At 67.2% G+C, this 22,419-nt stretch carries 22 protein-coding genes; 13 read left to right on the top strand and 9 right to left on the bottom strand.

The features are described from left to right. Positions 1-28: 28 nt before the first annotated feature. A complete protein-coding gene (locus INQ41_RS06100) occupies positions 29-841 on the bottom strand; it encodes a tRNA threonylcarbamoyladenosine dehydratase (RefSeq protein WP_407074252.1) in 813 nt (270 codons plus the stop codon). An 81-nt stretch (positions 842-922) separates the two neighbouring features. Here INQ41_RS06100 and INQ41_RS06095 point away from each other — a divergent pair, with 81 nt between their 5' ends. Both INQ41_RS06095 and INQ41_RS06090 read left to right on the top strand, forming a co-directional pair. Further along, positions 923-1,387, top strand: a complete 465-nt coding sequence (locus INQ41_RS06095; protein ID WP_193987011.1) for a cytochrome c — start codon at positions 923-925, stop codon at positions 1,385-1,387. Between the two features lie 102 nt (positions 1,388-1,489). Beyond that, positions 1,490-1,972, top strand: coding sequence for a glycine zipper 2TM domain-containing protein (locus tag INQ41_RS06090; protein WP_193987010.1), 483 nt, complete (start codon positions 1,490-1,492; stop codon positions 1,970-1,972). 106 nt (positions 1,973-2,078) lie between these two features. Here INQ41_RS06090 and INQ41_RS06085 read toward each other — a convergent pair whose 3' ends face one another. Further along, entirely contained in the window at positions 2,079-2,288 is a 210-nt protein-coding gene (locus INQ41_RS06085; protein WP_043957790.1) for a cold-shock protein, read from the bottom strand. Between the two features lie 199 nt (positions 2,289-2,487). Here INQ41_RS06085 and INQ41_RS06080 point away from each other — a divergent pair, with 199 nt between their 5' ends. From INQ41_RS06080 to INQ41_RS06060, 5 genes are all read left to right on the top strand, one after another. After that, positions 2,488-2,973 (top strand): DUF456 domain-containing protein, encoded by a 486-nt coding sequence (locus tag INQ41_RS06080; RefSeq protein ID WP_193987009.1) that lies wholly within the window; start codon positions 2,488-2,490, stop codon positions 2,971-2,973. Positions 2,974-3,081: 108 nt separating this feature from the next. Beyond that, positions 3,082-4,347, top strand: a complete 1,266-nt coding sequence (locus INQ41_RS06075) for a phospholipase D-like domain-containing protein (protein ID WP_193987008.1) — start codon at positions 3,082-3,084, stop codon at positions 4,345-4,347. 22 nt (positions 4,348-4,369) lie between these two features. Continuing rightward, positions 4,370-5,773, top strand: coding sequence for a mechanosensitive ion channel family protein (locus INQ41_RS06070; protein WP_193987007.1), 1,404 nt, complete (start codon positions 4,370-4,372; stop codon positions 5,771-5,773). Between the two features lie 6 nt (positions 5,774-5,779). Next, positions 5,780-6,982, top strand: a complete 1,203-nt coding sequence (locus INQ41_RS06065) for a phospholipase A (protein ID WP_193987006.1) — start codon at positions 5,780-5,782, stop codon at positions 6,980-6,982. Positions 6,983-7,065: 83 nt separating this feature from the next. Then, positions 7,066-8,022, top strand: coding sequence for a patatin-like phospholipase family protein (locus tag INQ41_RS06060; protein ID WP_193987005.1), 957 nt, complete (start codon positions 7,066-7,068; stop codon positions 8,020-8,022). Between the two features lie 4 nt (positions 8,023-8,026). On the opposite strand, the gene INQ41_RS06055 is transcribed toward INQ41_RS06060, so the two are convergent. After that, positions 8,027-9,547: a fumarate hydratase gene (locus INQ41_RS06055; protein WP_193987241.1), complete on the bottom strand. Its 1,521-nt coding sequence runs from the start codon at positions 9,545-9,547 to the stop codon at positions 8,027-8,029. A gap of 166 nt (positions 9,548-9,713) precedes the next feature. Next, positions 9,714-9,953, bottom strand: coding sequence for a heavy-metal-associated domain-containing protein (locus INQ41_RS06050; RefSeq protein ID WP_043957797.1), 240 nt, complete (start codon positions 9,951-9,953; stop codon positions 9,714-9,716). Between the two features lie 315 nt (positions 9,954-10,268). Here INQ41_RS06050 and INQ41_RS06045 point away from each other — a divergent pair, with 315 nt between their 5' ends. Beyond that, a complete protein-coding gene (locus tag INQ41_RS06045) occupies positions 10,269-12,152 on the top strand; it encodes an ABC transporter ATP-binding protein (RefSeq protein ID WP_193987004.1) in 1,884 nt (627 codons plus the stop codon). 10 nt (positions 12,153-12,162) lie between these two features. Here the strand turns inward: INQ41_RS06045 and INQ41_RS06040 are convergent, their stop codons facing one another. Then, the gene (locus tag INQ41_RS06040; RefSeq protein ID WP_193987003.1) at positions 12,163-12,717 is read right to left on the bottom strand and encodes a DUF488 domain-containing protein; all 555 of its coding nucleotides are present in this window, start codon (positions 12,715-12,717) and stop codon (positions 12,163-12,165) included. Positions 12,718-12,796: 79 nt separating this feature from the next. Between INQ41_RS06040 and INQ41_RS06035 the strand changes: the two genes are divergently transcribed. The 4 genes from INQ41_RS06035 to INQ41_RS06020 all read left to right on the top strand — a co-directional run bounded on the left by INQ41_RS06035 (position 12,797) and on the right by INQ41_RS06020 (position 18,558). Continuing rightward, on the top strand, positions 12,797-14,578 hold the full coding sequence (locus INQ41_RS06035; protein WP_228076733.1) for an ABC1 kinase family protein: 1,782 nt from the start codon (positions 12,797-12,799) through the stop codon (positions 14,576-14,578). Positions 14,579-14,660: 82 nt separating this feature from the next. Beyond that, a complete protein-coding gene (locus INQ41_RS06030; RefSeq protein WP_193987001.1) occupies positions 14,661-15,083 on the top strand; it encodes a universal stress protein in 423 nt (140 codons plus the stop codon). An 84-nt stretch (positions 15,084-15,167) separates the two neighbouring features. Then, the gene (locus INQ41_RS06025; RefSeq protein WP_193987000.1) at positions 15,168-15,977 is read left to right on the top strand and encodes a ferredoxin--NADP reductase; all 810 of its coding nucleotides are present in this window, start codon (positions 15,168-15,170) and stop codon (positions 15,975-15,977) included. Between the two features lie 121 nt (positions 15,978-16,098). After that, positions 16,099-18,558, top strand: coding sequence for a Tex family protein (locus INQ41_RS06020; RefSeq protein WP_193986999.1), 2,460 nt, complete (start codon positions 16,099-16,101; stop codon positions 18,556-18,558). 19 nt (positions 18,559-18,577) lie between these two features. Here the strand turns inward: INQ41_RS06020 and INQ41_RS06015 are convergent, their stop codons facing one another. After that, positions 18,578-18,997, bottom strand: coding sequence for a hypothetical protein (locus INQ41_RS06015; protein ID WP_193986998.1), 420 nt, complete (start codon positions 18,995-18,997; stop codon positions 18,578-18,580). Between the two features lie 34 nt (positions 18,998-19,031). After that, positions 19,032-19,295: a DksA/TraR family C4-type zinc finger protein gene (locus INQ41_RS06010; protein WP_193986997.1), complete on the bottom strand. Its 264-nt coding sequence runs from the start codon at positions 19,293-19,295 to the stop codon at positions 19,032-19,034. Positions 19,296-19,408: 113 nt separating this feature from the next. Here INQ41_RS06010 and INQ41_RS06005 point away from each other — a divergent pair, with 113 nt between their 5' ends. After that, positions 19,409-20,446 (top strand): sensor domain-containing diguanylate cyclase, encoded by a 1,038-nt coding sequence (locus INQ41_RS06005; RefSeq protein ID WP_193986996.1) that lies wholly within the window; start codon positions 19,409-19,411, stop codon positions 20,444-20,446. Between the two features lie 11 nt (positions 20,447-20,457). Here the strand turns inward: INQ41_RS06005 and INQ41_RS06000 are convergent, their stop codons facing one another. Continuing rightward, positions 20,458-21,222: an ABC transporter ATP-binding protein gene (locus INQ41_RS06000; RefSeq protein WP_193986995.1), complete on the bottom strand. Its 765-nt coding sequence runs from the start codon at positions 21,220-21,222 to the stop codon at positions 20,458-20,460. Continuing rightward, positions 21,215-22,417 carry an ABC transporter permease gene (locus INQ41_RS05995; protein WP_228076732.1) on the bottom strand — a complete coding sequence of 401 codons (1,203 nt, stop codon included), beginning with the start codon at positions 22,415-22,417 and terminating at the stop codon, positions 21,215-21,217. The genes INQ41_RS06000 and INQ41_RS05995 overlap by 8 nt, the downstream gene beginning before the upstream one ends. Between the last annotated feature and the right edge of the window lie 2 nt (positions 22,418-22,419).

Raw genomic sequence — 22,419 nt, 5'->3', positions numbered from 1 at the left:
GGTGCACTCCAACCAGCGATCGCGCTCGCTAGACCGTAGCCCGCCCCTTCAACAGCAGCTCCAGCGCCCTGCTCACCATCGCGAACGCAAACGCCCCGGTGACGTGCGTCGCCGCGCCCAGACCCGCGCCGCAATCAAGTTTCAGCGACGCTTCGCCCGCCACTTTCGGACGCACACCGCAGACCGTGCCATCGACCTGCGGGTACTTCACGTTTTCCAGCGAGTACACCGCCGGCACGCTGAAGTAGCGCTGCGGGCTGCGCGGAAAATTGAACTCGGCGCGCAGCTTCTTGCGGATCAGCGCCAGCATCGCGTCATGCTCGGTACGCGACATGTCACGTACGCGGATCTGGGTCGGATCCAGCCGCCCGCCGGCCGAACCGCAGACCACCAACGGCAGCTTCCGGCGCCGGCACCAGGCGATCAGTTCCACCTTGCTGCGGAAGCTGTCACAGGCATCCAGCACCAGGTCGAAGTCACGGTCCAGCAGCTCACCCACGTTCGCCGCGGTCAGGAAACTCTCTACCGCCTCCACCTCGATCAACGGGTTGATGCTCCGGCACCGCTCCGCCATGGCCACCACCTTGGGCCGCCCAAACTGGCCCTCGTGCGCAGGCAGCTGCCGGTTGGAGTTGGACACGCAGATGTCATCGGCATCGATCAACACCAACCGGCCGACGCCGCTGCGCACCAGCGCCTCGACGACCCAGGAGCCCACGCCTCCCATGCCGACGACAGCCACGCGCGACTGGCTGAAACGGGCAAGCGCGCCGGTGCCGTACAGCCGATCAATACCGCCGAATCGCTCCAGCAGGACAGGGTCCAGGGGGTGGTTTTCCATCGCGGCATTGTAGAGCCCGCGACCGGCTGAAGCTCGCGCAGTGCGTGCTATCGTTCGGCCAAACATCAGGAAGCGAGCCCCATGGACAACCCCCAGCGCGAGACCCCGTACGGCGACCACAAGCCCCATGGCAACGGCGCCAAGTACATCATCCTGGTGCTGGTCGGCCTGGCCATCGGTGTACTGGCGACGGTGATGCTGCTGCGCGCGCTGGAAGGCCGCAAGACCTGGCAGGACCACTTCCCGGGCGCCGCCATGCACATGATGGAGGCCCATGCCGCGCAGTTGGGCGGGAAGATCAAGGCCAACCGCTGCAGCGCGCCCGACTCCCAGCCGCACATCAAGGCGCTGCGCACCGTCAGCGACGACCTTGAGCCCGCCTTCCCGGGCCTTGCCGATGACGCGCGCTTCGCGGGCCACGCCGGCGATCTGCGCGCCACCCTGGATGCCGCGCTCGCCAGTCCGGCCGAAGGATGCGAGAGCCTCGCCGCGACCACAAAAAAGATCGGCGAAAACTGCAAGGCATGCCACCAGGACTTCCGCTGATTCCCGGCAGGTACCCCGCGGATTGACCCTGCGTTCATCGGCACCGCCCTAAGTTGGCTGCGTGGCTTGTTGCCCACCCCAAATCCAAGGTCGGAGAACCCCATGAACATCACCAAACAGCGCTCCATCACCACCGCGTTCGTCGCCGCCGCCGCGCTTGCCATGGCCGGCTGTGCGACCAGCCCGGGTTACAGCTCCGGCGGCTACAACACGCAGCCCGCCTACGGCAGCCAGACCAGCTGCCAGGACTGCGGCACCATCGTGCGCATCGAGCACATGGGTTCGACCGGCTCCAATGTTCCCAACGCGACCGGCGCGGTACTCGGCGGCGTGGTCGGCGCTGTAGCCGGCCGTGAGCTTGCTGACGACAAGAGCAAGGGCCGGCGCAATACGGCGACCGTCGCCGGTGCGGCGGCCGGCGCCCTCGCCGGCAACGCGATCCAGAACAGCGTGCAGGGCGATATCTACCGCGTCCACGTGCGCATGGACAACGGCCGCACCGTGTCGGTTGACCAGAAGAACGTCAACGGCATGCGCGAAGGTTCCTACGTGCGCGTTTACGGCGGTGCGGCACACCTGCGCTGAGCAGGTGTGAGCTGACCAGCCTGAGCTGATCGCCTGCGGCAGTCATGGCGCAGGCAACAAAAAACCCCGGACTGGCCGGGGCTTTTTGTTGGCGCAGTTCCGTCCCTTACTCGGGGCGGACCTGGTCGGCCTGCAAGCCCTTCTGGCCCTGCGTGACCACGAAGGAGACCGCTTGGCCTTCCTGCAGGCTCTTGAAGCCGTCGGACTCGATGGCCCGGAAATGGACGAACACGTCTTCGCCATTCTCACGGCTGATGAAGCCAAAACCCTTGGCATCGTTGAACCATTTTACGGTTCCGTTTTCACGGTTGGACATCTTGAAGCTCCCTGGAACAGTCTGAGTTGAACCGGCGCGGCTGCGCCAGGCTGGTTGCAAGGAAGAAACAAGGTGCAACGATGAGCGATCCGGGAACCAGCACATCGGGCCGTGATTCACGATGACCCTGACAAACAGCGGCCCGAAACTACCCCGGGAACAGTGATAATGCAATCACTTTTGCTGACGGATTCACGATTTGGACCTGCAATCGCTTTACTACATGCTCGCCGTGGTGCTGGTGGTGCTGGGCGTAGCCGGTACGGTCCTGCCCGCCATTCCGGGCATCCCGCTGATATTCGCCGGTATGTTGCTGGCCGCGTGGGCCAACGGCTTTGAGCAGGTCGGACCGTGGATCCTGCTGGTTCTGGGAGTGCTGACGGTGTTGTCGGCTGCCATCGATCTGCTTGCGACGGCCGTAGGCGCCAAGCGGGTCGGCGCGAGTCGACTGGCGCTTGCCGGGGCCGTCGCAGGCACCGTGGCGGGCCTGTTTTTTGGCCTGCTCGGGCTGTTGGCCGGACCGTTCGTGGGCGCGCTGGCGGGCCAGCTGCTGCACGATCGCCACCTGGGGCGCGCGACGCGTGTCGGCCTTGGCACGTGGCTTGGCATGCTGGTGGGGACGGTGCTCAAGATCGGGGTGGTCTTCGCCATGCTGGGGATTTTTGCCGCGGCGTGGTTTTTTTGACCGGCGCCACCGGCGTGCCGCGCATCCTTCACGTTATGCGCCGCCCCGGACATTCACAGTAGCCGCGGAGACAAGGGGAATTCCATGCTGTCCTGGAGCCGCAAACATATGACATGGGTCATCGTGCTGACTGTGCTCGTCACTGCCATCGTGGTCGTGATCGGGCTGAACTTCTCGACCTCGGAAAAGCACATCGAGCGTCGCATCAACCACCACTATGCAACCGGAGACGAGCAGTACGAGCGCGAGATGGCGGTCATGCTCGGGCCAGGGATACTGCCGGGCAACAAGGTGCAGGCGTTCAACAACGGGGGCGAGATCTTTCCGGCAATGCTGGAGGCCATCCGCGCCGCGCGCACCTCGATCACCTTCGAGACCTACATCTACTGGTCCGGTGAGATCGGCCGCGAATTCAGCGATGCGCTGTCGGAACGCGCTACGGCGGGGCTGCCGGTGCACGTGACCATCGATTGGGTCGGCAGCCTGAAGATGGACCAGGCGCTGCTGCAGTCGATGGAGGACGCGGGAGTGGAGGTGCAGCGCTACCGGCCGCTGCACTGGTACAGCCTGACCCGGATGAACAACCGCACCCACCGCAAGCTGCTCGTCGTCGACGGCCGCGTCGGCTTCACCGGCGGTGTCGGGATCGCCGACCAGTGGGAGGGCAAGGCCGAGGATCCGGATCACTGGCGCGACATGCACTTCCGGATCGACGGGCCGGCCGTGGCGCAGGTCCAGGCCGCGTTCAACGACAACTGGATCAAGACTACCGGCGTCGTGCTCAGCGGTCCGACCTACTTTCCACCGCTCGAGCACGCGGGCGACATGGACGCGCACATGATCATCGCCTCGCCCGCCGGCGGCAGCGAGAGCATGCACCTGATGTACCTGATGTCGATCGCGGCCGCGGAGGAATCCATCGATCTCGCGGCTGCGTACTTCGTCCCCGACGAGCTGATCGTCGAGGCCCTGCTGGCCGCGCGCGAACGTGGCGTGCGCATCCGCGTCCTCCTGCCCGGGCCGCACATCGACTCGGCCACGGTGCGGATCTCGTCGCGCTCGACTTGGGGCGCGCTGTTGCGCAACGGGATCGAGATCCACGAATACCAGCCGACGATGATGCACACCAAGTTGCTGGTGGTGGACCGCCAGATGACCTCGGTCGGCTCGACCAACTTCGATATCCGCTCGTTCAGGCTAAATGACGAGGCCAGCCTGAATATCTACGACCATGCGTTTGCCGAGGCGATGACGGCGGTGTTCGAGCACGATCTGAAGTCCGCCAAGCGCTACACCCACGAGATGTGGCTCAACCGCCCGTGGCGCGAGAAGATGGCCGAGCGTGTGTCGCTGCCCTTCAAGTCCCAGTTGTGATCCCAAGGTGCGGAATGTGTTGATGCCCAGATCGTCGCTCCTGCCCCTGGCGTTGCTCGCAGCGCTGTTGGTGTTGTTGCTGCCCGGCGTAGCGCCGGCCTCGCAGGGTCCGGGCCTTGCTCAGCTCGAACGCCCCGCCGCCGCTGAGGACAGCGGCGCCGCCGAACGGCCCGGAACCGATCCTGATCCTGCCCCGGACGCCGAGGTGGTCGCGCCGGACGATGACGCGCTCACCTTGCAGGTCGCGCGCCGCCTGCAGAAGGCCGACGGCATGCAGGACGTCAACGTGACGGTGACCGCAGGGGTCGCCCGCCTGGAAGGCAGCGTGCTGGAGGTCGAGGACCGCACGCTGGCCGAGCAGATCGCAAGCCAGCACCCCGGCATCAGCGCCGTGGAGAACCACCTGACCCTCAGCACGCACCTGATCGACCGGCTGGACGCGGCCAGCGCCATCGCGATGGACAAGGTGTTCCGCCTGCTGGCGGCGCTGCCCTTGCTGATCGTCGCCGTGGCGATGGTGGTCGCGTCATGGTGGCTCGGACGCTGGCTCGGTGTGCGCATCGGCAAGCACAAGCTGCGCACCGCCAATCCGTACATCAACGGGCTGGCCCGCAACCTCGTCCAGTGGCTGGTGCTGATCGTCGGTGTCCTGTCCGCGCTCAACCTGCTGGGTGCGACGTCACTGCTCGGCGCGGTGCTGGGCTCGGCCGGGGTGATCGGCCTGGTGGTCGGCTTTGCCTTCAAGGACATCGCCGAGAATTACGTCGCCGGCGTGCTGCTGGGCCTGCGCCGGCCGTTTTCGCCGGGCGACACCCTGCGCATCGACACCTACGAGGGCAAGGTGGTCGCCCTTACCTCGCGCGCAACGATCCTGATGACGCTGGACGGCAACCGTCTCAGCCTGCCCAATGCGCTGGTGTTCAAGTCGGTCGTGCTCAATTTCAGCAGCAACCCGAAGCGCCGCTTCGACTTCGTGATACCGGTCGACGCGGCGTCGTCCATGGGCACTGCCCAGGAAACCGGCCTGGAGCGCATCGCCAGCATCGATGGCGTGCTCGTCGATCCGCGGCCGTCCTCGATCATCAACAGCTACGACGGCAACGAGCTGCGGATCCAGTTCTTTGGCTGGATCGACCAGCGCAAGAACGACCTGGGCGGTGTGCGCAGCGCAGCGATCCGCGCGGTGCGCAACGGCTTCTTCCTGGCCGGCATCCAGCCGCCGCGCTCCATCCAGCACGTCGTGGCAATGCCCGCCCCCGACGAGGCCACCGCCATTGCCGAGCCTTCGCCGGCCGAAGCGGTGGCGATGGACGAAAGTCCCGACACCGCGCCGCAGGACACGTCCATCAACCGTGATATCGATGAACAGCTCGCGGACGAGCAACGTGCCCACTCCCCCGACGACCTGATGTCGCCCGACCCCTGAACCCCCATGAGCGAACCCGTGAATCAACCGCCTGCGCTCCGCCCCGCAACTCTGCGCCTCTTCGTTCTGGCGTCGCTGGCCATGGCCGCGCCCGTCGCGGCGCAGGACCTGATGTCGCCCGAGTCCCCGACCACCGCCGAAGCGTGTGTACCGCTCAGCCTCGATGTCGAGCGCCTGGCCTGCTACGACAACGTGTTTGCCCGACGCGCGGCCGATACCGCGCGTGCGGACGAGGACGCCGATGTCGCCCGCGAGCAGCGCGCGCAGCGGGTCGAGCAGGACATCCAGCAAGGTCAGGCCAGCCCGGCGGCGGCGCGCGCGCGTCTGGTGGCCGGCAATCTGTTTAGTACCGACACCGGGGATGACGCGCTGGTCGATCGCATCGCCAATGCCGGCAAGGGCGGCCTGCTGGACAGCCGCTGGGAGTTGGCCCGCGACTCCAAGCTGGGCATCTTCAACCTGCGTGCCTACAAGCCTGTCTATCTGCTGCCGACGGTCTGGAACAGCAGTCCCAACAAGGAGCCGAGCAGCTCGGACCCGGACATTCCGGCGCAGCCGGTTTCGCTGAAAAGCGTGGAGGCGAAGTTCCAGGTCAGCTTCAAGACCAAGGCGCTGGAAAACCTGATCGGCAACAACGGCGACCTGTGGATGGCCTACACCCAGACCTCGCACTGGCAGGTGTTCCAGGGCGATGATTCGCGCCCGTTCCGCGAGTCCAACTACGAGCCCGAAGTGCTGCTGGTGTTCCGCAACAACTACGGGCTCCCCGGCGGCTGGCGCGGGCGCATGCTTGGCGTGGGCGTCAACCACCAGTCCAACGGGCGCGCCGATCCCCTCTCGCGCAGCTGGAACCGGGTGATGGTGAACATCGGCATGGATCGCGAGGACTGGGCACTGATGGTGCGGCCATGGTGGCGGCTGTCGGACGGCAGCGATGACGACAACCCCGGCATCGAGAACTACATGGGACGCGCCGATGCGACACTGGTGCATGTGCGCGACGGCCACGAGTTCGCACTGATGGCGCGGCACTCGCTGCGTAGCGGCAGCGATTCGCGCGGCGCGGTGCAGTTCGATTGGGGATTCCCGCTGACCCGAACCCTGCGCGGCCACGTGCAGGTGTTCGACGGCTACGGCGAGAGCCTGATCGACTACAACCATCGCTCGACCCAGGTCGGCCTGGGCATCTCGCTGCTGGAGTGGTTCTGACGCCCGCCTGAGATTGGCCGGCGGTCTCATCCTGTGCGCCGGCATCGGGTTAACGTGGGTCCACTCCACCGGAGGCAGCGACCATGAAGGCCCGGCGAATCCTCTCCATCGATGGCGGCGGCATCCGCGGCCTGGTCAGTTGCGCTTGGCTGCAGGGCGTCCAGGACGCCCTGACGGACGCCGGCAGGCCGGGCCTGCTCGAAAGCTTCAATCTGGTGGCCGGCAGCTCCACCGGGGCGGTGATCGCCTGCGGGCTCGGTCTGGGACTGCCACCGGCGCAGATGGCGCGCCTGTACCGGGAGCATGGGCAGCGTATTTTCCCGGGCATGGCCAGCCGCCTGTGGTCGCGTGCCGGTCGGCTTTTCCGCGACGGTCCTTCAGCACCCCGCTATGACGGCCGTGGCCTGGAAAGCGTGTTGCGCGAGGTGTTTGGCACCGCCACGCTCGGCGAGCTGCGCATGCCGGTGGTCATCACCAGCTACGACACCCTCTCGCGGCAACCGGTGATCTTCAAGAGCTTCCGTCCCGAGCATCAGTCGCTGCGCGTCCGGGACGTGTGCCGCGCCTCGACCGCGGCGCCGACCTATTTCCCGGCGCATCCGCTGGTGGTGGAAGGTCAGGCGTGCTCGCTGATCGACGGCGGCGTGGTCGCCAACAACCCCACCGCCTGCGCCATTGCCGAGGCGATCCGTCATGACGAGCGGGTCCAGCACTGCCAGCAACTGACGGTGCTTTCGGTCGGCAGCGGCCAGCGGAACCGGCCGATCCTTCTCAAGCAGGCGCGCGAATGGGGCGCGCTGGAGTGGGCGATCCCGATCATCGACGTGCTCTTTGATGGCAACACGGATTCGGTGGACTACATCGCCCGCCAGATTGTCGGGAGCAGCTATTACCGCATGCAGGCCGAGCTGGTGGTCGGGCTGGACGACCTGGATGACGTCAGCGCGACCAATCTGGCCGCGCTGGACGCGATGGCCAGCGCGTATCTGGCGCAGCCGGCAACCAGGACGATGCTGCGCGCGCTGATCGCCGACCTCTGAGCGATCAGACCTCCGCCAGCAGCAGCGGGATCGTGCCGATCCGTGCCTGCCACTCGCGCGGACCGGTGACGTGCACCGACTCGCCGGCGGAGTCCACGGCGACGGTCACCGGCATGTCCTGCACGGTGAACTCGTAGATCGCCTCCATGCCCAGGTCCTCGAACGCAACCACGCGGGCGGCCTTGATCGCCTTCGAGACCAGGTACGCGGCGCCGCCCACGGCCATCAGGTACACCGACTTGTGGCGGCGGATCGACTCAATCGCCTCGCCGCCCCGCTCGGCCTTGCCGACCATGCCCAGCAGGCCGGTCTGGCTGAGTACCTGCTCGGTGAACTTGTCCATGCGCGTCGCGGTGGTCGGACCGGCCGGACCCACGACCTCGTCGCGGACCGGGTCGACCGGACCAACGTAATAGATGAAGCGACCCTTGAAGTCGACCGGCAACGGCTCGCCGGCGTCCAGCATGCCGACAATGCGTTTGTGCGCGGCGTCCCGGCCGGTCAGCAGCTTGCCGTTGAGCAGGATGGTCTCGCCGGGTTGCCAGCTGGCGACGTCCTCGGCGGTGACCGTGTCGAGATCCACCCGGCGGCCCTTGGACGCGTCGTAGGTGAGCTGCGGCCAGTCTTCCAGTGACGGCGGATCGAGCATCACCGGACCGCTGCCGTCGAGCGTGAAGTGGGCATGGCGGGTCGCCGCGCAGTTGGGAATCAGCGCGACCGGCAGGTTGGCCGCGTGGGTCGGGAAGTCCTTGACCTTGACGTCCAGCACCGTGGTCAGGCCACCCAGGCCCTGGGCACCGATGCCCAAACCGTTGACCTTGTCGAACAGTTCGATCCGCAGCTCTTCGGCGCGGTTGGAGGCGCCGCGTGCTTTCAGTTCGGTGATGTCGATCGGCTCCATCAGCGATTCCTTCGCCAGCAGCATCGCCTTTTCCGCGGTGCCGCCGATGCCGATGCCCAGCATTCCCGGGGGACACCAGCCCGCACCCATGGTCGGCACGGTCTTCATTACCCAGTCCACCACGGAGTCGGACGGGTTGAGCATCGCGAATTTTGCCTTGGCCTCCGAGCCGCCACCCTTGGCCGCGACGATCACATCGACCGTATTGCCGGGCACCACCTTGACGTTGACCACGCCGGGTGTGTTGTCCTTGGTATTGATGCGCTTGCCGGCTGGATCGGCCAGCACGCTGGCACGCAGCTTGTTGTCGGGATGCGCGTACGCGCGGCGCACCCCCCTGTGGACCATGTCTTCCACGCCCATGGTCGCGTCATCCCAGCGCACGTCCATGCCGATTTCCAGGAATACCGTAACGATGCCGGTGTCCTGGCAGATCGGCCGGTGGCCTTCGGCGCACATGCGCGAATTGATCAGGATCTGCGCGATCGCGTCCTTGGCCGCAACGCTTTCCTCGCGCTCATAGGCCGCCGCAAGACTCTTGATGTAGTCCACCGGGTGGTAGTACGAGATGTACTGCAACGCATCGGCTACGGACTGGATGAAATCCTGCTGCCGGATGGAGATTGGCTGGCGGTCGGCAAACGGGTTGGCGGCATTGCTCACGGCGCGGACTTCAGGCTGGCGAAGGGGTGGCCATTCTAACGGCCCGGGCTCCAACGGGCGCGCGCCGCCCTGACGGCACTAGCCCCAATGGCTGGCGGCCTCTCCCGCCGCCAGCCCTCCCCTTAAATCAAGAGCAGCCGCCGCAGCAGTCGCTGCCTTCGCCGCTGTGCGGCGCTGCGTTGCTGGCCGGGTAGCCCGCTGCGACCAGCGCGTCGATGGCCTGCTGCTGGGTGATCAAACCTTCGACGCGGACCTGCTGGTCGGCGACGTTGACGGTGACCTGCGCGGTGGGGTCCTGCGCGAGGATGGCTTTCTGGATCGCGTCACCGCACTTGTCGCAGGTGATCTTTTCAACTTCGAGCAGCATGGTTCAACTCCTGATGAGCGGATATCGGGGAGATGCAGAATCCGTCGAATTGATCGTCGGCGCCTTGACCCTGGTCAGGCGAGCGGGAAAATGCGTGGACTGGCGCGATCAAGGCCCGCGCACCCGTCGGGCGTGATTCACGCGTTGCAGCGCCGCGAGTTGCCAGACTTGCGCCCTCATACCGTCGGTGCGATCACGCGCCTTTCGTCCGGGAAGAACCGCTTTTGGATTTCATTCTTTGTCACACATCTGCGCCCTCGCGAAATGACGGGCTGATTGCACCGCCCGTGTCGCGTATCCCCGGCGCAGCCCGGCATGGCTGAGACGAAGACGGGCGCCCACGGCCCGCTCCGCCGCCCCAGTGCCAAGCCTTCGCTGCGCGAGCGTTTCGATGCGCTGCGCAACCTGCCGCCTTTCCTGCGCATGATCTGGGCGACCAGCCGGTCGCTGACACTCGTGACCCTCGGCCTGCGCGTGGTGCGCGCGCTCGTGCCGATCGCCACGCTCTACATCGGCAAGCTGATCATCGACGAGGCGATCCGCCTGGTCGCGATCGACACCACCTTTGAGACGCTGCAGGTCGCCTGGCAGAGCGGCCAGCTCAACCACCTGGCGGCATTGCTGGCGATGGAGCTGGGGCTGGCGATCGCCTCCGACCTGCTGGGACGGCTGACCAGTTACGGCGATGGCCTGCTGTCGGAGCTGTTCACCAACGCGACCAGCGTGCGCCTGATGGAACACGCCGCGACCCTGGACCTGCAGGACTTCGAGGATCCCGACCTGCAGGACAAGCTGGATCGCGCGCGTCGCCAGACGATGGGGCGGCAGAACCTGCTCAGCCAGCTGTTCGGCCAGTTGCAGGACGCGATCACGGTAGTCAGTTTCGCCATCGGGCTGCTGGTGTACGCGCCGTGGCTGATCGCCCTGCTCGCGGTGGCGTTGATTCCAGCCTTCCTCGGCGAGGCGCACTTCAATGCGCTGGGTTACTCGATCAACTTCGCCTGGACGCCCGAGCGTCGGCAGCTGGAGTACGTGCGCCAGATGGGCGCGAGCGTGGAGACGGCCAAAGAGGTCAAGATCTTCAACCTCCACCGCTTCCTGGTGGCCCGCTACACCGAACTGGCCGACAAGTTCTACCTCGTCAACCGCGCGCTGGCCCGCCGACGCGCGCTATGGGGCTCCGCGCTCGCCGCGCTGGGAACGCTGGGCTACTACGCCGCCTACGCCTACATCGCCTGGCGCACCGTGCGCGGGGACTTCAGCATCGGCGACCTGACCTTCCTCGCCGGCAGCTTCCGCCGCCTGCGCCAATTGCTGGAGGGCCTGCTGGTCGGTTTCTCCCAGGTGGCCGGGCAGGCGCTGTACCTGGACGACCTGTTCTCGTTTTTCGCCACCCAGCCCCGGATCATCTCTCCCACCGACCCCGTTGCGTTCCCGCAGCCGATACGGAGCGGCTTCGTGTTCGAGAACGTCGGCTTCCGCTACCCGGACGCCAACAAGTGGGCACTGCGCGGTCTGGACTTCGAGCTGCGCGCCGGCGAGGTCCTGGCGCTGGTCGGCGAGAACGGCGCCGGCAAGACCACCCTGGTCAAGCTGCTGGCCCGCCTGTACGACCCCGTGGAAGGCCGCATCCTCCTGGACGGGCGCGACCTGCGCGAATACGACCTGGACGAGCTGCGCGCCAATGTCGGCGTGATCTTCCAGGACTTCGTGCGCTACCACCTCACCGTCGGCGAGAACATCGGGGTTGGCCAGATCAACGCGATGGACGACGAGGACCGCATCCGCGAGTCGGCGCGCCGCGCGATGGCCGAGGAGATGATCGAACGCCTGCCCGACCGCTACGGGCAACTGATCGGGCGCCGTTTCAAGACCGGCGTGGACCTGTCAGGCGGCGAGTGGCAGAAGATCGCGATCGCCCGCGCGTACATGCGCGATGCGCAGGTGATGATCCTCGATGAGCCGACCGCAGCGCTGGACGCGCGCGCCGAATTCGAGGTCTTCCAGCGCTTCAAGGAGCTGTCTGCGGAGAAGACCGCGGTGTTGATCTCCCACCGCTTCTCCAGCGTGCGCATGGCCGACCGGATCCTGGTGCTGGCCGACGGCGGCCTGGAGGCCAGCGGCACCCACGAGGAACTGCTCGCCGCCGGCGGCCGCTATGCGGAACTGTTCGAGTTGCAGGCTGCGGGATATCGCTGAGCCACGCGCCTCAGAACAGGGAGGCCTGCGGCGGCTCGGGGGCGGAGTAGTCCAGCTTGCCGTCGACGATCCGAGCCGCCGACGTGTACGGATGCTCGTCACTGCGCCCCGGCGCCATCAGGTGGATGACCTCCCAGCCACGCGCCTTGAAATCATCCGAGATGAGACCGCGGTGGCACTGCCACCACACCGCCTCGGCGCACATGATCGCGACGCGCTCCTGCAGCGCCAGCTCGGCGAGCCGGTCCCGCGCCGCCTGGAATGCGGCGGTTTCCATGTAGTCGGCGTAGCCGCGGAAGCTGTCGTTGCGCCACGCCGTGTTGCGCGTATTGGGATCGACCTTGCGGCGCCCGCCCAGGTCGACCATAGGGATGAAGCGTATGCCGGTGACGGGCATCTCCCGCGCCATCGCCTCGGCACTGAACTGCGGGTTGCGCCGCGAGCCGGGAAACCGGCGCACATCCACCAGCGCGGTAATGCCGGCGTCCTTCAGCATGCCCACGAAGACGGGCCACTCGCGCGTGGAGTGGCCGATCGTCCAAAGCGTTCCTGTGGGCCTGGGCATGTCTTTGAGCGTGCCAGCCAGGGCGTGAAGCCACGTTGACGTCCGTCCCGATACGGTATCGGCATCCATGGAGACCAACATGCCCGACACCGTACGCAGCAACGCCGCCCAGCCCGGGCAAACAGCCGCCACGCCTGGCGAAGCCGAGCCGGCAGCGACGACGCCTGCGCAAGGGTCCGGTGGCGTCGAGCACGGGTTGGCGCGAACCGCGCGGATCATTGGATTCCTGCTCAAATACCGCAACTCGGGTGTGTTCGGCGGTCTGGACATCAGCGATGCACTCGACAACGCGGAGACCGTCCCCGCGGACGGCACGGCCGAGCAGTTCGTCGACGACCTGGAAGCGCTGGGGCCCACCTTCGTCAAGATTGGCCAGACCCTGTCCACCCGCCCGGACATGGTTCCGCAGGCGTATGTGGATGCGTTGGAGCGCATGCAGGACGACGTGTCGCCCCTGCCCTTCCCGGTGGTTCGTGCCGCGATCGAGGACGAACTGGGCTTCCGCCTGACCAAGGCCTACGCCAGCTTCGATGAGCAGCCGCTGGGCTGCGCGTCATTGGCCCAGGTGCACCGGGCCACTTTGCGCGACGGCACTCCGGTCGCAGTCAAGGTGCAGCGGCCACACGCGGTCGAGCAGATCCGCGCCGACCTGGACGCGCTGGCATCTATTGCCGGTCGGGTAGACCAGTCGACCGACCTGGGCCGGCGCATCCACTTCGCCGACTGGGTCCATGAGTTCCGCAAGACTTTGCTGGGCGAACTGGACTACCGCGCCGAGGCGGAGAACCTGGAGCGCTTCGGGGACCACTTCGCCGACTATCCCGAGCTCACCGTGCCAAAGCCGGTCTGGGACCTCACACGCACCCGGCTGCTGACGATGGAGCTCGTGGTCGGTACCAAGGTCACCGAGATCAGCGGCATGCGCCGGGCGGAGGAGCCCATGGGCCACCTGGCCACCGCACTGATGCGCGGCTACCTGGACCAGACCTTCATCCACGGTGAGATCCACGCCGATCCGCACCCGGGCAACCTGCTGGTGACCGACGACGGGCGCCTGGCAGTATTCGACCTGGGCATGGTCGCGCACGTCCCGCCCAAGCAGCGCGAGCGCCTGCTCAAGCTGCTGTTCGCCGCGGTGGACGGGCGCGGCGAGGACGTGGCCGCCGAAGGCATCGCCATGGGCACGCGCCTGGAGGACTTCGACAGCGAGACCTACCTGCGCGAGGTCAGCCAGCTGGTGTCCCGCTATGCCGCCCATTCCGGGCGCAGCCACGGCACCCACATGTCCGAGGGCCGGCTGGTGCTCGACCTGGCCCGCATCGCGACCGCCTGCGGCCTGCGCACACCGCCGGAGATGAGCCTGCTGGGCAAGACCCTGCTAAGCCTGGAGTCGGTCTGCGTCGCGCTGGACCCCAACATGGACGTCAAGAGCCTGGTGGAGGACCACCTGCAGCATGTGATGCGCGAACGCCTGCGCAAGACGCTCTCGCCGTCCAACCTGGCCGGGGAGATGATCGACCTGCACGAGCTGCTGCGCGAAGCCCCGCGCAAGATCGGCGATGCGCTGTCGCTGCTGGCCGACAACCGCCTGCAGATGCGCATCACCGGCCTGGACAATTCGCAATTGCTGGAGGCGCTGCAGAAAATCGCCAACCGGATCGCCGCCGGCGCGGTCACCGCCGCCCTGATCCTGGCCGCTGCCTTCATGATGCGCTCCGGCGAGGGACCGACCCTGCTGGGCTATCCCGCCGTCGCGATGGTCCTGCTCGCGCTGGGCGCCGGGCTGGGTGTCGCGATCGTGCTCAGCGCGCTGCTGGGCGATCGTCGGGCGAAACCGCGCGAAGAGCGCGGCCCGCGCTGACGCTGCCGGCTTTGATTCCGATCAAGCGCCGCGCAGGCGAAGCGTCCATAGTTGACGCATCACGATTACCGGAGCCATGTGAATGAAGATCCTCCTTGCCGTTGACGGCAGCGAAAACAGCACCCGTGCCGCCAACTTCGTGGCCAAGCTCGCCAAGAGCCTGGCCACGCCGGCGCAGATCATCCTGCTGCACGCCGACGTGCCCCTGCTGGCGGGCGTGAAAGAAGCACTCGGCACGCAGGGCACGCTGGACTACCACGCCGACAACAGCCGTTACGCGCTCAAGGACGCGCGCGCCGTGCTGGGCGATGCCGGCCTGGAATTCGAGGCCCGCGCGGTCGTGGAGGATGCCGACAAGGCCATCGTCGAAATCGCCGCCAATGACGCCGTCGACCTGGTGGTGATGGGATCGCGCGGCCGCTCGGCGCTGCGCGGCTTCCTGCTGGGTTCCACCGCCACCAAGGTGATCGCGCAGGCCGGCGTGCCGGTCACCGTGGTGCGCTGAGACCTCCGTCCAAGGTCGCGCCAGGCCCCACTGGCGCGATCGGCTAAAATACGCCGTCCCCGCATCCACGCAGCGCCTTCCGTTATGTCATCTGCCTTCGGCACCGAAACCGTGCTGGACGTCCGTCATTGGACGGACGACTACTTCAGCTTCACCACCACCCGCGACGACGGCTTCCGCTTCGAGAACGGGCAGTTCGTGATGATCGGCCTGGATACGCCGCAGCCCGACGGCTCGACCAAGCCGCTGATGCGCGCCTATTCGATCGCCAGTGCGAACTGGGAGGAGCAGCTGGAATTCTTCTCCATCAAGGTCGCGAACGGCCCGTTGACGTCGCGCCTGCAGCACATCCAGCCCGGCGATGCGATCCGCATCGGGCGCAAGCCCACCGGCACGCTGCTGATCCACGACCTGCACCCCGGCCGGAACCTCTACCTGCTGGGCACCGGCACCGGCTTCGCGCCCTGGCTGTCGATCATCAAGGACCCGGAAGTCTACGAGCGCTTCGAGAAGATCATCCTGACCCACGGCGTGCGCCGCGAAGCCGATCTGGCGTATCGGGATTACATCCTCAACGAGCTTCCCAGGCACGAGTTCCTCGGCGAGGAAATCACCGCCAAGCTGCGCTACTACCCGGCCGTCACCCGCGAGCCGTTCGTCTTTGAAGGCCACGATCACCGGGGGCGCATGACCGACCTGATGGCGAGCGGCCAGATGATGGAGCACCTCGGCCTGCCGCCGCTGGATCCGGCCCACGACCGGGCGATGGTGTGTGGCAGCCCGCAGATGCTGGCGGACTTCCGCACCCTGCTGGACGGCCGTGGATTCACCGCTGCACCGCGCATCGGCGTGCCCGGCGACTACGTGTTCGAGCGCGCGTTCGTCGAGAAATAAGCGACGCACGCGGCCAGCCCGGCCCGGCGCTTCCTGTCAACGGCTTCCCCGCATTCCCGGGCGCGGCCACAATCGGGCTCCCCGCGCTGCGGGGTTCCGTTTTCCGCAAGGTCCCCACGCAATGCCCCAAGCCATCGATACGACCACTTCCACGCTGTCCGACACCGCCGCCGCAAGCGCGGCGACCGACACCCGCCGCGCTGCGCGCGTGGCCACGCAGATCGCGGGCACGATCGCCGGTGAAATCGGTGCCCGCCCGGCACAGGTGCTCGCGGCGATCGGTCTGCTGGATGAAGGCGCGACGGTGCCGTTCATCGCGCGCTACCGCAAGGAAGTCACCGAAGGCCTTGACGACACCCAGCTGCGCAATCTGGAGACGCGCCTGATCTACCTTCGCGAGCTGGAAGACCGCCGTGCGAGCGTGCTGGCCAGCATCGAGGAACAGGGCAAACTTACCGACGAGTTGCTCGCCGACATCGAGGCGGCCGACAGCAAATCGCGTCTGGAAGATCTCTACCTGCCCTACAAGCGCAAGCGTCGCACGCGCGCCCAGATCGCCCGCGAGGCGGGCCTGGAGCCGCTCGCCGACGGCCTACTGGCGGATCCGTCGCAAGTCCCGGAAACCGCAGCCGCCGCCTTCGTCGATGCCAAAAAAGGCGTGGACGACGTCAAGGCCGCGCTGGAGGGCGCCCGCGCGATCCTGATGGAGCGCTGGGGCGAGGACGCCGCGCTGGTGGGCGAGCTTCGCGAATGGCTGAGCGAGGTGGGCGTGATCCGCGCGCGCGTCATCGAGGGCAAAGAGGCCGAGGGCGCCAAGTACCGCGACTATTTCGACCATTCCGAGCCCCTGTCGCGGATCCCGTCGCACCGCCTGCTCGCGCTGCTGCGCGCGCGTCGCGAGGAGTTCATCCAGCTCGACCTGGACCCGGGCAAGGACGCGGACGCCGGCCATGCGCAGGCGGAGGCACGGGTCGCGCACCACGCCGGCATCGCCAACCGCGACCGGCCCGCCGACGCCTGGCTGCTCAATGCGTGCCGGCTCACCTGGAAGGCCAAGCTGCACCTGCACCTGCTGCTGGACCTGTTCGGCCAGGCGCGCGAGAAGGCGGAGGCGGAAGCCATCGCCATCTTCGGTGACAACCTCAAGGACCTCCTGCTGGCCGCTCCCGCGGGGCCCAAAGCGGTGCTGGGGCTGGACCCCGGCCTGCGCACCGGGGTCAAGGTCGCGGTGGTGGACGCGACCGGCAAGCTGGTCGCCACCGACACCATCTTCCCGCACCAACCGCGCAACCAGTGGGATGGCTCGCTGCATCTGCTGCGCGCGATGTGCGTGAAACACGGCGTGCAACTGATCGCGATCGGCAACGGCACCGCATCGCGCGAGACCGACAAGCTGGCCGGCGACCTGATCAGGATGGCGCCCGAGCTGAAGATGCAGAAAATCGTCGTCAGCGAAGCCGGCGCATCGGTGTACTCGGCCTCCGAGCTGGCGGCGAAGGAATTTCCGGATCTGGACGTCTCGATCCGCGGCGCGGTGTCGATCGCGCGCCGGCTGCAGGATCCACTGGCCGAGCTGGTGAAGATCGAACCCAAGGCGATCGGCGTCGGCCAGTACCAGCACGACGTGGACGCCTACCGGCTCGCCCGTGCGCTGGATGCGCGCGTCGAGGACTGCGTCAACGCGGTCGGCGTGGACGTCAACACCGCCTCGGCCGCCCTGCTCGCCCGGGTCTCGGGCCTGAGCACGACCGTGGCCGAGAACATCGTCGTGTACCGCGACGAGAACGGCGCGTTCAACAACCGCAAATCACTGCTCAAGGTGCCGCGCCTAGGCGACAAGACCTTCGAGCAGTGCGCGGGCTTCCTGCGCGTGGCCGATGGCGACCAGCCGCTGGACGCCTCCTCGGTGCATCCCGAGGCGTACCCCGTGGTGGAGCGTATCGTCCAGCACAGCGGTCGCGGGGTGAAGCAGCTGATCGGTGACAGCGCGTTTCTGCGCAGCGTGGATGCGAGCTCCTACACCGACGAGCGCTTCGGCCTGCCGACGGTGCGCGACATCCTCAAGGAGCTGGAAAAGCCCGGTCGCGACCCGCGGCCGGAGTTCAAGGCCGCGCGCTTCGCCGACGATGTCCAGGAGTTGAAGGACCTCAAGCCGGGCATGGTCCTGGAGGGCGTGGTCAGCAACGTGGCGGCCTTTGGCGCGTTCGTCGACATCGGTGTGCACCAGGACGGCCTGGTCCACATCTCGATGCTCGCCGACCGTTACGTCAAGGATCCGCGCGAGGTGGTCAAGGCCGGGGACGTCATCAGGGTGAAGGTGCTGGAGGTGGACATCCCGCGCAAGCGCATCGCGCTTACCTGTCGGTTGGAAGAAGCTCCGCCGCCCGCACAGACCGGGCCGGCCGAACGTCAACCATCACGGGGCGCCAGGCCGGCGCCCGGCAACGGGAACGCAGCGCGCCGCCCACCCGGAGACAACCGGCGGGCCGCGCCGCCAAAGCCGCCGGTCGCGCGACCTGCTGCCCCTTCGATGAACAATGCGCTTGCCGCCGCGTTATCGCGGGCCAGGGAAAAGAGCTGATCGAGGTTTCGCAGCGCCCTTACCGCTCGCCGTGGCGAAGCCAGAGCGAGGCTTCCGACTGGTGGTTGAAGGCGCGCGCGACCATGCCGCGCTCGCGGGCCAGGATTTCCGTGGTCTCATGCTGCGCGGAGCGGGCCAGATTGGCGCCAACGTAGGCCGTACGCACCTGTTCCAGGCCGAGTTGCGCCAGATGTCCGATAAACACCTCGAGCTCGTCAGGCGTCAACATCGCCCCGCTGGTGTGGTCCACCACCAGCAGCAGCGCGACGCCCGCGCGCACGGTTTCCGACGCGATCATCGACCAATAGTCCATTGTCGACTGCAGGGTGCCGGTGACGCCGGTGACGGACGCCCAGAGACGGTCGCCCTCGCGGCGGAACTCGATCTGGAAACTTGATCCGTCGATCATCAGGCTATGGGGTTCGGGTTCGATCAGCATCGCGGTCCACCGCGGTTTCCGGACAGCGAGGCGCTCATCGTAACTGGCTGTCCTTGCTGCCGCGTCGGTTGTAGCCGCTGGCAGCAAGCTCGTCGTCTTCCAGCTCCTGACACGACACGCACAAGCGGACCCCCGGCACCGCAGCCCGCCGAGCCGCGGGAATCGGCTCCTCGCAGTGCTCGCAATGCAGAAGCCCCGGCCCGCTTGCCAGACGGCTGCGCGCACGCTTCACCGCATCCTCGACCGTCGCGTCGATCTGGTCCTGGACCGCGCCGTCGCCCGCCCATCCCGTCGCCATGACCCATCTCCCTTGCACCGTTTTACTACCGCAAGAGTAGTACCCCCGGTTACAACACAGCGTTAGCGACCATCCGGCGGGGTATTATCCGGTGGGGAGACGGGGGTCATGCCATGAAAAACAGTCGCCGCGGCCCGGGGGGTCGCCTGTCGGTAAGCCGTCTGATCTACCCGTTCCGGGTGGTCGGCATGGGCCTGGGCGGACTACCGGTAGCCACGGTGCTGCATGAGCTTCAGGCGTCCTGGCTGGCGTGGGCATTCGTCGCGCTTGGCTGCCTGGTGTGGCCGCATGCGGCGTATCTGCTCGCGGCGGGCAGCGCCGATCCGGTCCGGGCTGAGAAGCGCAACCTGCTGGTCGACTCGGCCATCGCCGGCGCGCTGGTGCCGATGATGCACTTCAACGTGTTGCCCTCCACGCTGCTTATCACGTTGACCACGGTGGACAAGCTCAGCTCCGGCTTCCGGCGTCTTTGGCTGCACTCGCTGCCGGCGCTGATTCTCGGCGGGGCAGCCAGCGCGGCGCTGTTGGGAACCGGGTTCAGCCCACTGACCTCGATGCCGGTGATGCTGGCATGCCTGCCGATGCTGTTGATCCACATGATCGCGGTCAGCATCGGCCGCTACCGGCTGATCCGCAAAGTGACCGAGCAGAACCGCGAGCTGGACCGGCTGCGCCGGATCGACACCCTGACCGGCCTGTCGCGGCGCGGCGCCTGGGAAGAGCAGGCCCAGCAGGTGCTGGCCAGCCGCCGCGCGGGCCGGCAGGACTGCATGCTGCTGATCGATGTCGACCGGTTCAAGCTGATCAACGACCGCCACGGCCACGGCGCCGGCGATGCCACGCTGCGTGAGTTGGCCGAGCAGATGCGCCGGGTCATGCGCCCGCAAGACCACCTCGGTCGGCGCGGAGGCGACGAGTTCGCGATCCTGCTGCCCGACACGACCCGGGAGCAGGCACTGGCGATCGCCGAGCGGCTGCGCTGCCAGGTCGAGCGGATCCGCCTTGCCGATTATCCGGACGTCTGCCCCACGGTGAGCATCGGCATGGCAGTGGTGCCCGCCGCGCCTGCCCACCTTGGGCATTGGCTGGAGCGCGCCGACAGCGCCCTGTACCGGGCCAAGAACGCGGGCCGTAACGCCGTCATGGCGTGACCCGCGGGTAGTCAGGTGCCATCCGACTCCACGTGCGCCGAATCACCGGTGATCCGGCCGTCGGTCAGCGTAACGGTGCGGACGCATTGCGCGGAAAGGCGGGGATCGTGGGTCACCAGCAGGACGGCGCAGCCGAACTCACTGTTGAACTTGCGGAACAGGGCGAAGACGTCTTCCGCGGTCTTGCTGTCCAGGTTCCCGGTCGGCTCGTCGGCCAGCAGCAGGGCCGGCCGGGTAACCAGCGCGCGCGCGACGGCGACGCGTTGCTGCTGGCCGCCGGAGAGCTGGTCGGGCCTGCGGTCCGCGAGACCCTTCAAGCCCACATCCTCCAGCAGTCCTGCAGCCATCGCCCGCTGCTCCGCGGTCGGCTTGCCCCCGGCGACCATCAGTGGCATCAGCACGTTCTCCAGAGCGGTAAACGCCTGGATCAGGTGGTGGAACTGGAACACGAAGCCGATCGAGTGGCCGCGAACCGCGGTGCGGCGAAGGTCATCCATCGACGTCGTGGCTTCACCCAGCAGGCGGATCTCGCCCTGGGTCGGCGTGTCCAGCAAGCCGATAAGGTTGAGCAGCGTGCTCTTCCCCGATCCCGATGCGCCGACCAGCGCGGCGAAATCGCTGCGCTGCAGGCGCAGGTCCAGACCGTGCAACACCTCCACCTCGGTGGGCAGGCCGACGTTGTAGCTCTTGCGAACGTGCTCCAGGCGCAGCACTTCCTGCTGGTGGTCGTGAGCGGTCGCGGCCGCGGGCGACGGGCTCTTCCCGGGCTCAGACATGGCGGATCGCCACGACCGGGTCCAGACGCGCCGCCCGGCGTGCCGGAATGGCAGCGGCGATGATTCCGGTAAGCGTCGCCAGCGCAGTGGCCGCCACGAGCAGCCATGGGTTCACCGGGATGTAGAACAGACGCGGGCCGAACTGGTTGAACGCCATCACCAGCCCGACCCCGCTGATGCCACCCAGCAGCGAGCCCAGCAGCCCGAACAGGGCGCCCTGGATCAGGAAAACGCGCAGCATCTGCGCCCGGGTAATGCCGATGGCTCGCAGGATGCCGATCTCGCGCGTGCGCTGGACCACGCTCACCGACAGCACGCTGGCGATGCCCAGCGCGACACTCAAGGCGACGAACAGGCTGATCATGGTGGTCGACATGCTCTGGCTGCGCAGCGCGTTGAGCAGCTGCGCGTTGGTCTCCATCCAGCTCTCGACTTTCTGCCCGGTGAGCCGGCGGATCCGCGTGGCGATGGTGTCCGCCTTGAAGATATCGGCCACCGTCAGGTCGATCACCGTCGCCGCACCGGGCAGGTCCAGCAGCGACTGCGCCTGGCTCATGTCCAGGTACACGTAACGCGCATCCAGCTCGCGCACGCCCAGCTCGAAGATCCCGGCCACGTTGACCACGCTGTCGCCGCCCTGCCCCGTTTCCAGGCGCAGCTTGTCGCCAACGCTGACGCCCAGGTCGATGGACAGCTGCTTGCCAATGACCGCCTCACCGGCGCCGATGCGGAACGCGCCGGCGACGATGTCCTCGCTGACGGGCAGGATCTCCTGGTACCGGCGCGGGTCGATGCCCACGAGCGCAACCGACTGCAGGGCCTCGCCGCGGCGCGCGAACGCCGGTCCCGAAATGATCGGCGATACCGCCGTGACCTGCGGGAAGTCATCCAGCACGTCGCGCAGTTGCTGCCAGTTGTTGATCGAGCGCAGGCGCTGGGCGCGACGGGTCTCCAGCAGCATGCGCGTCGCCGGACCCTCCAGCGGGACGATCCGGTTGACCTCGTCCGGCGGCGATAGCCTGATGTGGGACTGGGTTCCGAGGGTGCGGTCGACGATGTTGTGCTGCAGGCCGGTGATCAGCGCGGTGATGAACACGATGACGGCGACGCCAACGCCAATGCCGACCAGGATCAACGTGCTCTGGGCGCGGCCCTCACGCAGGAAGCGGGTGGCGATGGTCCATTCGGTCCACACGG

Source organism: Lysobacter ciconiae, assembly GCF_015209725.1.
GTDB classification, from domain to species: Bacteria; Pseudomonadota; Gammaproteobacteria; order Xanthomonadales; family Xanthomonadaceae; genus Novilysobacter; species Novilysobacter ciconiae.
This window is presented reverse-complemented; position numbering and strand designations above follow the sequence as displayed.